10 protein-coding genes and 2 pseudogenes are annotated in these 12,599 nt (G+C 62.5%); 8 read left to right on the top strand and 4 right to left on the bottom strand.

The window, feature by feature from the left end; all coding sequences use genetic code 11:
- Positions 1-33 precede the first annotated feature (33 nt).
- Entirely contained in the window at positions 34-372 is a 339-nt protein-coding gene (locus FJW03_RS09420) for a P-II family nitrogen regulator (RefSeq protein WP_140611573.1), read from the bottom strand.
- Positions 373-728: 356 nt separating this feature from the next.
- Between FJW03_RS09420 and FJW03_RS09415 the strand changes: the two genes are divergently transcribed.
- A complete protein-coding gene (locus tag FJW03_RS09415; RefSeq protein ID WP_140766969.1) occupies positions 729-2,258 on the top strand; it encodes an NAD(P)H-hydrate dehydratase in 1,530 nt (509 codons plus the stop codon).
- Positions 2,259-2,293: 35 nt separating this feature from the next.
- On the opposite strand, the gene FJW03_RS09410 is transcribed toward FJW03_RS09415, so the two are convergent.
- Complete coding sequence (locus FJW03_RS09410; RefSeq protein ID WP_140766970.1) at positions 2,294-3,826, bottom strand: acyl-CoA carboxylase subunit beta; 1,533 nt, start codon at positions 3,824-3,826, stop codon at positions 2,294-2,296.
- Between the two features lie 405 nt (positions 3,827-4,231).
- Between FJW03_RS09410 and FJW03_RS09405 the strand changes: the two genes are divergently transcribed.
- Positions 4,232-5,656, top strand: a complete 1,425-nt coding sequence (locus tag FJW03_RS09405; RefSeq protein WP_140766971.1) for a DEAD/DEAH box helicase — start codon at positions 4,232-4,234, stop codon at positions 5,654-5,656.
- A gap of 115 nt (positions 5,657-5,771) precedes the next feature.
- On the opposite strand, the gene FJW03_RS09400 is transcribed toward FJW03_RS09405, so the two are convergent.
- Together FJW03_RS09400 and FJW03_RS09395 are read right to left on the bottom strand one after the other, a co-directional pair.
- Positions 5,772-6,746 (bottom strand): alpha/beta hydrolase, encoded by a 975-nt coding sequence (locus FJW03_RS09400; RefSeq protein WP_140766972.1) that lies wholly within the window; start codon positions 6,744-6,746, stop codon positions 5,772-5,774.
- 93 nt (positions 6,747-6,839) lie between these two features.
- The gene (locus FJW03_RS09395) at positions 6,840-7,661 is read right to left on the bottom strand and encodes an SDR family oxidoreductase (RefSeq protein ID WP_140611585.1); all 822 of its coding nucleotides are present in this window, start codon (positions 7,659-7,661) and stop codon (positions 6,840-6,842) included.
- 224 nt (positions 7,662-7,885) lie between these two features.
- Between FJW03_RS09395 and FJW03_RS09390 the strand changes: the two genes are divergently transcribed.
- The 6 genes and pseudogenes from FJW03_RS09390 to FJW03_RS09365 form a co-directional block, all read left to right on the top strand.
- Entirely contained in the window at positions 7,886-8,920 is a 1,035-nt protein-coding gene (locus FJW03_RS09390; RefSeq protein WP_140611587.1) for a cysteine synthase A, read from the top strand.
- Entirely contained in the window at positions 8,920-9,663 is a 744-nt protein-coding gene (locus tag FJW03_RS09385) for an alanyl-tRNA editing protein (protein ID WP_140766973.1), read from the top strand. Before FJW03_RS09390 ends, FJW03_RS09385 begins: the two co-directional genes overlap by 1 nt.
- A gap of 40 nt (positions 9,664-9,703) precedes the next feature.
- Positions 9,704-10,570, top strand: a complete 867-nt coding sequence (sseA, locus tag FJW03_RS09380; protein ID WP_140766974.1) for a 3-mercaptopyruvate sulfurtransferase — start codon at positions 9,704-9,706, stop codon at positions 10,568-10,570.
- 5 nt (positions 10,571-10,575) lie between these two features.
- Positions 10,576-11,139 (top strand): GNAT family N-acetyltransferase, encoded by a 564-nt coding sequence (locus FJW03_RS09375; protein WP_140611625.1) that lies wholly within the window; start codon positions 10,576-10,578, stop codon positions 11,137-11,139.
- Positions 11,140-11,303: 164 nt separating this feature from the next.
- A pseudogene (locus FJW03_RS09370) lies at positions 11,304-12,275 on the top strand (IS630 family transposase).
- A gap of 15 nt (positions 12,276-12,290) precedes the next feature.
- Positions 12,291-12,545: pseudogene (locus tag FJW03_RS09365) on the top strand (OmpA family protein); the annotation flags it as partial.
- Positions 12,546-12,599 lie beyond the last annotated feature (54 nt).

Below are 12,599 nucleotides of genomic sequence, written 5' to 3'. Positions count from 1 at the left end.
TTTGATGATGACGTTTTGGGGAGAATGGCCGCCTCAGACGGCGTCCATGCCGGTTTCGCCGGTGCGGATGCGCACGACTTCCTCGATGTTGGAGACGAAGATCTTGCCGTCGCCGATGCGGCCGGTCTGGGCCGCCCTGCGGATGGCCTCGATGGCGCCTTCGACGGCATCGTCGCCGAGGACGACCTCGATCTTCACCTTGGGCAGGAAGTCGACGACATATTCGGCGCCGCGATAGAGTTCGGTGTGACCTTTCTGGCGGCCGAAACCCTTGGCCTCGGTCACGGTGATGCCTTGCAGTCCGGCCTCCTGAAGCGCTTCCTTCACTTCGTCCAGCTTGAATGGCTTGATGATCGCTTCGATCTTTTTCATGTAGAAAGTGGCCTCCACTGCCAAAAAAACGGGTTGTGAGCCCCCGCTTGCGCTCCCATCAAGCACGAACTGTGCCAGATAGCTGGATTCGCAGCGGTCTCATACGATTTCGAAGCCATGCCGCGCCGGGATGCAATTTCGCGTCATACGATGCACGGAATACGGCATGGGCTGCCGAGGCCTACACAGTGCCAGCGCCCGCGTCCGCACAAAACTTAGGCAGATCGCCCATCCCGCGTGCAGTTTTGCGCCTTGATGCTCGTCCAGCGACTTAGCCGCAGCTGGTAAAAACTCCCTCTTCGTTTGCTTCGGCTCGAAAACTGGACAATGCTTGATCGAATGCGGATCGGCAATCCATGAGCGATGAACTTCTTACTTCCGCAGAGATGGGCGAGGCGGACCGGCTGACGATTGCCGCAGGTCCAGTCGACGGCATCGGCCTCATGCGCCGTGCCGGCGAAGCCGTCGCGGCCGAGGTCTTCAGCCGCTATCCCCAGGCGGCGCACGTCCATGTGCTTTGCGGGCCTGGCAACAATGGCGGCGACGGCTACGTCGTCGCCCGCATCCTGGCTGGCAGCGGCGTCGCCACGACAGTCTGGGCATCCGGTGCGCCGAGGCCGCGAAGCGACGCGGCGCTGGCCGCGGCCGAGTGTCCGGTCGCGCGCCGGCCGCTGTCTGGCTTTGAAGCCCAGCCCGGCTCGATCGTGGTCGACGCGCTTTACGGGGCAGGGCTGTCCAAGCCGCTGTCCGGTGATGCCGCCAGGGCGGTCGATATCGCTACCAACAGGCATTTGCCGGTTGTCGCGGTCGATCTGCCTTCAGGCGTTTCGGGCGACAGCGGCAAAGTGCTGGGCGTGGCATTTACCGCCGCCGTGACCGTGACGTTCGCGCGCAAGAAGCCCGGCCATTTGTTGCTGCCGGGACGCGGACGTTGCGGCGAGATCGTGCTCGCCGATATCGGCATCGGCGACGATATCATTTCACGCCTACAACCCCGCACCTTGGAGAACACGCCAGCACATTGGTTGGACGATTTCCCGGTGCCGGCTGTCGACGCCCACAAATACAAGCGCGGCCATGCCGGTGTCTTTTCCGGCGGCCCGAACGCTACTGGGGCGGCGCGGCTGTCGGCGCTTGCCGCGGCCCGAAGCGGAGCAGGGGCGGTGACCGTGCTGTCGCCTGGCAATGCCATGCAGGTCAATGCCGCCCATCTGACTTCGATCATGCTGCGCAAGGCCGATGAGGCCGCCGATATCAAGGCGTTTGTCGCGGAGCGCCGGCCGTCGGCCTTCGTCCTCGGGCCCGGTTTTGGGGTCGGCGAAAAGACACGGACCTTTGGGCTCACGCTCCTCGCCCCCGGCCAGGCAAAGGATGCTTCCGCACAGATCGATGGTCTCGTGTTCGATGCCGACGCGATCACCTCGTTTCGCGAGGCGCCCGACGTCCTGTTCGAAGCCGCTCGCCGACATAACCCGCCGGCCCTGGTGATGACGCCGCACGAAGGGGAGTTCGCCCGGCTGTTTCCAGGCATCGCCGGTGACAATGGCTCGTCCAAGCTGGACAAGGCGCGCGCATCTGCGAAACTTGCCAATGCCGTCATCGTGTATAAGGGCGCCGACACAGTGATCGCCGCGCCCGATGGCAGGGCGGCGATCAATGCCAACGGCGCGGCCTGGCTTGCCACCGCCGGATCAGGCGACGTGCTGTCGGGCATCATCGCCGGGCTGCTGGCGCAAGGCATGCCGGCGTTCGAAGCGGCCTGCGCGGCGGTCTGGATCCATGCCGAGGCCGGCAGCCGGTTCGGGCCGGGCCTGATCGCCGAGGATTTGCCACAGGCAATGGTACCGGTATTGCACGAACTGGTCGCCGCCCGAGGCGTGCTCTGATCAATGGCGCTTATGGCGCCCCGGCGACAATCCGCTCACAACGGAATGTTGTCGTGCTTCTTCCAGGGGTTCTGCATGTCCTTGTTGCGCAGCATGCGAAGCGCGCGCGCCACGCGGCGGCGGGTCGAATGCGGCATGATCACCTCGTCGACATAGCCGCGTTCGGCGGCGACGAAGGGCGACAGGAAACGATCCTCGTAAGTCTTGGTATGGGCCGCGATCTTTTCGGCGTCGCCAATGTCCTTGCGGTAGATGATCTCGACTGCGCCCCTGGCGCCCATGACAGCGATCTGCGCCGTCGGCCAGGCATAGTTCATGTCGCCGCGCAGGTGTTTTGACGCCATCACGTCATACGCGCCGCCATAGGCTTTTCTGGTGATGACGGTGATCTTCGGCACGGTCGCCTCCGCATAGGCGAACAGCAGTTTGGCGCCATGCTTGATCAGCCCGCCATATTCCTGCGCGGTGCCCGGCAGGAAACCCGGAACATCGACGAAGGTGACGATCGGAATGGAAAAACAATCGCAAAAACGCACGAAGCGCGCCGCCTTGCGGCTGGCATCGGAATCGAGCACGCCGGCCAGCACCATCGGCTGGTTGGCGACGAAGCCCACGGTGCGGCCCTCGACCCGTCCGAATCCGGTGACGATGTTCTTCGCGAAACTCTGCTGGATCTCGAAGAAATCGCCCTCGTCGGCCACCTTCAAGATCAACTCCTTGATGTCGTATGGCTTATTGGCGTTGTCGGGGATCAGCCGGTCGAGCGACAGATCATGGTCGGTAACCGACTGGTAGCATTCGATCTCGGGGAGTTCCGATGTGTTGGACCCAGGCAACAGGTCGACCAGCCGGCGCATTTGCAGCAGCGCCTCGACATCATTGTCATAGGCGCCGTCGGCGATCGAGGATTTCGTCGTGTGCACCGAGGCACCGCCGAGGCTCTCGGCCGTCACCGTCTCGTTGGTGACAGTCTTGACCACATCCGGACCGGTGACGAACATGTAGGAGGTATCACGCACCATGAAGATGAAGTCGGTCATGGCGGGCGAATAGACGTCACCGCCGGCGCACGGACCCATGATCACCGAAATCTGGGGGATGACGCCCGACGCGAGCACATTGCGCTGGAAGATCTCTGCATAACCGCCAAGGGCCGCGACGCCTTCCTGGATGCGGGCGCCGCCGGCATCATAGAGGCCGATGATCGGCGCCCGGTTGCGCAACGCCATCTCCTGCACCTTGATGACCTTCTCGGCATGCGCTTCCGACAGCGAGCCGCCGAACACGGTGAAATCCTTGGCGAAGAGGTAGATCGGGCGGCCGTTGACCGTGCCCCAGCCGGTGACGACGCCATCGCCGGCGATCTTGGTCTTTTCCATGCCGAAATCGGTCGAGCGATGCTCGACATACATATCGAACTCCTCGAACGAGCCCTCGTCGAGAAACACCTCGATGCGTTCGCGCGCGGTGAGCTTGCCCTTCTTGTGCTGGGCATCGATGCGCGCTTGGCCGCCGCCCATGCGGGCAATGTCGCGGCGCCGCTCGAGTTCCTTCAGCACGTCCTTCATTGCGTAGTCCCCAAAATCGGAAGCTGCGTTTGTGGTAATGATGCCCGTGGGACAGCGCAAGCGCCGCTTTTCGATCGTTTTTGCTGCGCTGCAACATGCTGCCCTTGCATTTCGAGGCGAACTCAGCCATATGCACGGCATAGGCGCTTGGGCCGGGAACGAATCCGGCCTTCTCGATGAATGAGACTGGTTGCGTCTGTTTTCCCTCTTTTTCGGCTAATCGACCTGATTGGTTGGCAAGGTGGTGAAAAAGCCCCGTGGCATGATGCATGCGGGCACGACAGCGCAGCCGCGCGGACGGTTACGTCCGCCGCCTTGTCGTTCCATGACAATGTTGTCCGACGGCAGGTTGCGCCCTGCCGCCATTGATGTTTGCGGCCAGAGGCCGCCTGAAAGAAGATTATTTTGACCAACGAAAACACTTTGCCCGGCAACGTCACAGCGGAACTCTCCGGTTTCGCGGCGCTGGGAATTACGGGTGCGCTGCTCAAGGCCACCCATGCCGCCGGCTTCGCCGATCCGAAGCCGATCCAGGTGCAGGCCATCCCGCCGCAACTGGAAGGCCGAGACATTTTCGGCATCGCCCAGACCGGCTCCGGCAAGACCGCGGCCTTCGCGCTTCCGATCCTGTCGAAGATCATAGGGCTCGGCACCAAGCGCCGCGCCAAGACGACGCGTGCGCTCATCCTGGCGCCGACCCGCGAACTCGCCGTCCAGATCGAGGAGACCATCAAGATCCTCGCCAAGGGCGCGCATGTCTCGACGGCACTCGTGCTGGGCGGCGTCTCGCGCTTCAGCCAGGTGAAAAAGGTTGCTCCTGGGGTCGACATCCTGATTGCCACGCCCGGCCGGCTGACCGATCTGGTGCGCGAAGGCGACCTCATCCTTTCCGACACCAAATGGCTGGTGCTGGACGAGGGCGACCGCATGCTCGACATGGGCTTCATCAACGACGTCAAGCGCATCGCCAAGGCGACCGCGCCTGATCGCCAGACGGCGCTATTTTCGGCCACCATGCCGGACGAGATCGCGGAACTCGCCAAGGGCCTGTTGAAGCACCCGGTCCGTATCGAGGTCTCGCCGCAAAGCACCGCGGCGGCCGAGATCGTGCAGGGCGTAGTCTTCGCCCGCACCAAGCAGAAGCGCCAGGTTCTGTCGACGATGCTCGCCGACGAAGCGATGAAGTCCGTCATCATCTTTTCGCGCACCAAGCATGGTGCCGACCGGGTGACCAAGGATCTCGAGCGCGATGGCTTCAAGGCCGCCGTCATTCACGGCAACAAATCGCAGAATGCCCGTCAGAAGGCGCTCAACGATTTTCGTGATGGATCGGTGCGCATTCTGGTCGCGACCGATATCGCCGCGCGCGGCATCGACGTGCCCGGCATCAGTCATATCGTGAATTTCGACCTGCCGGACGAGGCTGAAAGCTATGTCCACCGCATCGGCCGCACCGGCCGCAACGGCAAGGACGGCATCGCGATCACGCTTTGCGATCCTTCGGAAAACAGCAAGCTGCGTCAGGTCGAGCGCATCATCCGCACCAAGCTGCCTGTTGTTGCCGACCATCTCGGCAGCCCCGATCCGGTACGCAATCCGGCGGAAAAGAACGAGCGCCGCGAGCCGGCCAATGACCGCGCCGATCACAATGGCCGTCGCGACGGCAGACGGCCCGGCGGCGAGAAGAAGCAGAACAACGGCTTCGGCAAGAAGCGTTTCGGCGACAAGCCGGCCTTTGCCGGCGAACGCAAGCCGGAAGGCGCCAAGCCCTTCAAGGGCAACAACAAGCGCCGCTTCGGCGGCAGGCGGCCCGCCGCGCGGGCTGCTTGATCATCGTCCGCGTCGAGCCAGATCAATTGGCCTGGCTCGACTGCTGGTGATCAAAGGCCGGCTGAGGCATTGCCTCGGCCGGCCTTTTCATATCCGGGGGCCCCCATTGGCGCCGCTATTTGGCGACAGCTTCGATCCAGACCGCGATCCGTTGCACGAGGAAAGCCGTGGTCGACGGCGACAGCGCGTCTCCGGCAAGGACATGGTTGTCGGGATCGCCCGTACTTTCCATGGGGACCAGCTCGTGTGCGCCGCCCCAGCGCGCCGCAATCTCCCGTGTGCGATCGGGCCGCACCACCTTGTCCATATCCGAGAAGATGAACAGGGCAGGGATGGTCGCCTTCTCCACCGGCGCGCCATAGGCAAGTTCCGTCAGCGCTTGCATCGGCATCGTCGCGGCGATCGGATAGCTGGTGGTCCAGAATTTTTCGTGGAGCGCGTTGTGCGGCACAAAGCTGCGTTCCTTGCCGGCAACGAGTTCGGCGATCTGTTTGCCCCATGGCATGGTCAGGATCTCGGCGCCGGATGCCTTCACGCCGAAATTGGGCGAGATGAACGCTATGGCCGCCACCCCCTCCGATACGCCGGGCTGCGTTGCCGCCCATGCCGCCAGCGAGCCGCCGGTCGAGGTTGAGATGACGATCACCTTGTCGCCGATCGCCCGGCCGATGGCGAGTGCCTCCTCATAATCGTTGATCCAGGCATTGACGCTTCCCTGCGTCATGGCCGCGCCGTCCTCGCCGTGCCCGGTAAGACGGGTATAGAAGAGGTTGGCGTCGAGTCGCTCGGCGACCTCGTCGGGCAGGGGGCGGACCTCGCCCTTTGAAGCCGAGAAGCCGTGGATATAGACGATCGACAGCGGCGTCTTGGCATGCACCATCGGGTTGGCCCAGATGATCTCCTTCTCCAGCCCATCGCGGATGCCGGGCACGCCGGCTTCCACCTTGGCCACATAGGCCTGCGGATCGTCACCGATCACGGAAGGATTGAAGTGGACCGTGGTATCGACGGGAACGCGAGGACCAAATACCAAGATCAGTGCAAGGACGGCGATCAGGCCCAGCACAGCAAGCACGATCCGTCGCCCCATCCCAGACTCCACGCAACAACAACAAACCTATGGTGGTGGCCGTGAACAGGCAACGGTCGTTCAGACCGCCAAACCACCAATCCTGTGGGCATTCTATTCGGCGGGCCGCTTGCGCTCGTAATGCAGCGGCCGGGCCTTCCAGCTGGTCGTGAGGCTGATCACCCATCGGGACCATGGCCTCGGCAGCAGGGCAAGAAATTTCAGGGGCCAGCTCGTGCGATACGGAAAGGTGACTTCAAAGCCGCCGGATTTGATGCCCCGCACCATGCGGCGCGTCGCACGGCTGACCGGCATCAGGCCCGGCATCGGCAGCATGTTCTTTTCGGTCAGCGGTGTGTCGACGAAACCGGGGTTTATTACCTGGACGCGGATGTTCATCTTGTCGAAATCGTACTTCAGGGACTCGGCCAGGATGTTGATCGCCGCCTTGGTGCCGCCATAGGCGGCCGTGGTCGGCCAGCCGAAATAGGCGGTGACCGAGCCGACCAGAACGACATGGCCGCGCGCCCGCACGCGCATATGTTCCACGACCGGCACCAACCCGTTGATGATGCCGAAATAGTTGACCTCGAAAGAACGACGAAAATCGCTGACGACGAGAGCCTCTCCAGGCGTGGAGATGTAGTTTCCCGCATTGAAGACGGCGAGCACGATCGGGCCGAGTTCTTTCTCGATCGCGGCGACCGTTCTTGCCATGCGCGGTTCGTCTGTGACATCGCAGGGAAAGGCCGTGACGCTTCCCGGCATCTGCGCCGTCTCGACGATGAGCGTGTCGATCGGATCGTCGTCCAGCGCCGTTACCGCGACCGCATAGCCCTGTGAGGCCAGGTCCCTGGCCAGCGAGCGCCCAATGCCGCTGCTGCCGCCCGTGACCCAGGCGACGCCGTGTTTCGGATCGGCCCGATAGAGTGTCATGCTGCGCCCCGCCGAGTTGTTGGTGCTTTGCTCTAGCGGCGAAGAAATCGAATGAAAAGAGTGCTTTTCGGCCGTGAGCGCAAATGAACTGTGCGACATCAGCCCAGTCTCGAGAATGCCGATGCGTCGCAGCGCCGGAAATGCGACTGGACCAGACAATTCTTGCCTTGAAACCGAAGCGCCGGGTTTCTAGGGTTTCGGCGCACGCACACAAGGAATCCTGAATGCCCCGTTCTGTGATCGACGCGATCGGCAACACGCCTCTGATCCGCCTCAACAAAGCTTCCGAAGAAACCGGCTGCGAGATCCTGGGCAAGGCCGAGTTCATGAATCCTGGACAGTCGGTCAAGGATCGGGCCGGCCTGTTCATCATCCGCGACGCTGAGCAGCGCGGCCTGCTGCAGCCGGGTGGCGTCATCGTCGAGGGGACGGCCGGCAACACGGGCATCGGCTTGACGCTGGTCGCCAAGGCGCTTGGTTACCGCACCGTCATCGTCATTCCGGACACGCAGAGCCAGGAAAAGAAGGACACGATCAGGGTGCTCGGCGCCGAGCTGATCGAAGTGCCGGCCGTGCCTTACAAGAACCCCAACAATTACGTGAAACTGTCGGGACGGCTGGCCGAGCAGATGGCGAGAACCGAGCCGAATGGCGCTATCTGGGCCAACCAGTTCGACAATGTCGCCAACCGCGATGGCCACATCCGTACCACTGCGGAAGAAATCTGGGCCCAGACCGGCGGGAAGGTCGATGGTTTCGTCTCCGCGGTGGGTTCCGGCGGAACGCTGGCCGGCGTCGCCATGGGGCTGAAGGCCAAGAGCAAGGACGTGAAGATCGCGCTCGCCGACCCATTGGGGGCCGCGCTCTACAGTTTCTACACCAGCGGCGAGTTGAAGTCCGAGGGCAGTTCGATCACCGAAGGCATCGGGCAGGGACGCATCACCGCCAATCTCGAAGGGTTCACGCCGGACTTTTCCTTCCAAATCAGGGACGAGGATGCACTGCCGGTCGTCTTCGACCTGATCCAGGAAGAAGGTTTGTGCGTCGGCGGCTCGACCGGCATCAATATCGCCGGCGCGATCCGGCTGGCCAGGGAATTAGGCCCCGGCCACACCATCGTGACCATTCTTTGCGACTACGGCACGCGCTACCAGTCGAAATTGTTCAACCCGCAGTTCCTGCGCGAGAAGAACCTTCCGGTGCCGGGCTGGATGGAGTTGCAGAGCAAGATTTCGGTGCCTTTCGAGAAGGTCGCTTGATGGCGCACAAGACACAAGCGCTGTTTCGTGACGATGCCTATCTCAGCACGGCGGACGCGACGGTCGTTGATGTCAACGACCGTGGCGGCATCATTCTCGACCGGACGATCTTCTACGCCACGTCGGGCGGCCAGCCGGGAGACACCGGCTATCTCGAACGCACCGATGGCAGCCGCATCGCCGTCGCGGCCACCATCACAGGTGAGACCAAGGATGAGATCATTCATGTGCCGTCGCCGGAGCAGGCGGCCTTGGCGGTCGGCGAGAAGGTGAAACTCGCCATCGACTGGGAACGTCGGCACCTGTTGATGCGCATGCACGCCGCTTGCCACCTTCTCACCGTTGTCTGTCCGTTCCCGATCACGGGTGCGGCGGTTTCCGAGGACGACAGCCGTGTCGATTTCGACATTCCGGACGCCAGCTTCACCAGGGAAGAGGTGACGGCGGGCCTGATGGATCTGGTGCGGGCCGATCATCCGATTTTCACCCGGCTGATCAGCGACGAGGAACTTGCCGCGAACCCAGGCCTGGTGAAATCCAAGAACGTCCGACCGCCGGTCGGTACAGGCAAGATCCGCCTGGTCTGCATCGGTGAGAACGCCTCGGTGGACAGCCAGCCCTGCGGTGGCACGCATGTGAAAAGCACTGGGGAAATAGGCGAAATCCATATCGGCAAGATCGAAAAGAAGGGCCGCGAGAACAGGCGCTTCCGCATCCGCTTCGGCCCGATGCCGGCGGCTTGACACACAACGCTTTGTTTTACCCGGGATAGAGAGAACGAGAATGGCCGAAGACAGTCCTTTCACCGTCGATGCGGACTGGTTGCAGGGGCGCCTGGGCGAACCTGGTGTGACCATTGTAGACGCGTCCTGGTACCTGCCGGCCCAAAAGCGCGACGCGCGCGCCGAATATGATGCAGCCCACATTCCCGGTGCCCGATTCCTGGATCAGGATGCGGTTTCGGATCCCGACGCCGCTTTACCGCATACGCTGCCGTCGCCTCAGCATTTTGCGCAATATGTCGGTGCGATGGGCGTCTCGGCCGACGACACGATTGTCGTCTATGACGGTCCGGGATTCTTCTCGGCACCGCGGGCATGGTGGATGTTTCGCATTATGGGCGTTTTCCAGACCTACATTCTGGACGGCGGCTTCGACGGCTGGAAGGCAACTGGCCGGCCAATAACGGCTGAACCGACGAAGATCGCGCCAAGCATCTTCCATGCCGATTTCGACGCCGGTCGCGTCGCCAGTCTGGCCGACATGCGCCGGATCGTCGAGACCGGGAGAAGCCAGATCGCCGATGCCCGGGGGCCGGGCCGTTTCACCGGCGCCGAGCCCGAGCCTCGCGCCGGTGTCCGCTCCGGCCATATGCCAGGCGCGCGCAATGTGCCGTATTCCGCGCTATCGGAGAACGGCTTTCTGCTTTCGAAGGATCGTTTGCGCAAGGTGATCGAGGACGCTGGCATTGACCTGTCGAAGCCCGTGGTCACATCTTGTGGCTCCGGGGTCACCGCGGCCGTGGTCACTCTGGCACTGGAGACGCTTGGCCACACCGACAACAGGCTTTATGACGGCTCGTGGACCGAGTGGGGCGGGCTTTCGAACACGCCTGTCGTGACCGGCCCCGCGACGACCGGCAAGGAATGAGCACGATGGAAAACGGCGCGCTGCAAGACATTGAAGTCACGGTGACTTTTCTCGAAATGCATGCGCCTCCTGCCGTCTCGCCACCGATGCCCTACAACCGCCAGGTCGCGTTGCTGAAGACGAGAGACATTCCCTTGCATTTTTACCGCTACCTGATGGACCGGGTGGGGCGCAAATGGCACTGGGTGAATGTTCTGCGGCTGGATGACGACGAGCTTTCGGCCGGCATCCACCGTGAGGACCGCGACATCAGGGTGCTCTACCTCGACGGTTCGCCGGCGGGCTTCTTCGATCTCAAGCCGCATTTGCCGGAGGAAGTGGAACTCGCCTATTTCGGCATGATGGAACATGCGACCGGGCAAGGTATCGGCCGCTGGTTCCTGGGCTCGGCGATCGCCGCGGCATGGTCGTATGGGCCGAAACGGGTGACGGTGCAGACCTGCACACTTGACCATCCGGCGGCTCTGCCGCTCTACCAGAAGCTCGGCTTCACGCCCGTCGCGCAGAAGAAAGAGGTGGTGCATCCGCTGCCTTTCACCGAGCGTTCGGCCAGCGTCATGCGGCCGTAACACCAGCCGGAATCTGGACCGCCCGTTCATCGGCGCTTCAGGCAGCCTTTTCGGCCGCATTAAGCGCCGGCCGGATCTGCGTCTAGAGCGTCGGGCGAATAGGGTGAACCGTTGGGATTCCCTTTTCGACTGAAGTCTGATTCCTATGGATGCGGAGGTGCACCATGGGCAAAGCGGTTTCGCAGGATTTGAGGCTTCGACTTGTTCGCGGCATTGCCGAGGGCAAGTCGCGGCGGGCAGTTGCGGCGCAGTTTGAGGTGGCGCCTTCGACGGCGGTACGCGTTCAGGCACGCTATGCGGCGACTGGTTCCGTCGAACCGGCCCGTCAGGGGCGTCCTGCCGGGTCTGGCAAACTCGGCCCGTATCGTCAGGCCATTGTCGACAAAGTGATGGCCAGGCCGGACATCACGATGCCTGAGCTTGGCGCGTGGCTTGAAGACGAGCACGGCGTCAGGGCGGACCCGTCGAACCTGTCGAAGTTGCTGTGCCGGGAGGGGGTTTACGTATAAAAAAAGCCCTGCTGGCGTCGGAGCAAGAACGGCCCGACGTGAGAGCGGCGCGCGCGTGAGTGGCGCGACCATCATCAGCCTCTGATGCGCGCCGTGCCGGCGCGGATCGTCTTCATCGACGAAACGAGCGTGAAGACCAACATGACCCCATTGCGCGGGCGCAGCCTGCGCGGCAAGAGGCTCCTCGCCGATGCACCCTTCGGCAAATGGCATACCCAGACCTTCATCGCCGGCCTGCGTTGCCATGAACTGGTGGCCCCCTGGATCATCGACGGAGCCATCGACGGTGCGGCGTTCGATGCCTATGTCGAAACCCAGCTCGCACCGGCTCTCGGGCGCGGCGACATCGTTATTCTGGACAATCTCAATGTCCACCTCAATGTCCACAAAAGTCCGCGCGCCGCAGAGGCACTCAAACAGCGCGGCGCCAGGTTCCTCTTCCTGCCCAAATATTCGCCGGACCTCAACCCGATCGAGATGGCCTTCGCAAAGCTCAAAACCCTGTTGCGAAAGGCCAAAGCGCGCACCTACGACGATCTCGTCCGCGCCGTCGGAAGCATCTGCGCCATGTTCGATCCAACCGAATGCTGGAACTATCTCAAACAGGCAGGCTACGTTGCATGTTAATCGCCCGATGCTCTAATAGCGCGCTCAATCGATATTCCATTGGTCAATTTCGCCTTCGGCTCGGCGGCGATTTCCAGTTCGCAATACGACAAGATCGAGAACATCGCCGACGCGCTTTAGCGCATCCTGCGTCGCGATCCCGGTGCGCGCGTGCTGATCGAAGGCCACACCGATGTATATCCGGTATGTCTTGGAAACCGTTGGCTACGGAGAAGAGTTCCTGCTCGTCGCAGGGTAACATTGCGGCGCTTTGACGATTTCATCCGCTGATTTCCGCGTGAATCAACGCGTTAATTAGCCGGCTTGTTCGGCCCCGTGCCCCCC

It is taken from the genome of Mesorhizobium sp. B4-1-4 (genome assembly GCF_006439395.2).
GTDB lineage: Bacteria > Pseudomonadota > Alphaproteobacteria > Rhizobiales > Rhizobiaceae > Mesorhizobium.
This window is presented reverse-complemented; position numbering and strand designations above follow the sequence as displayed.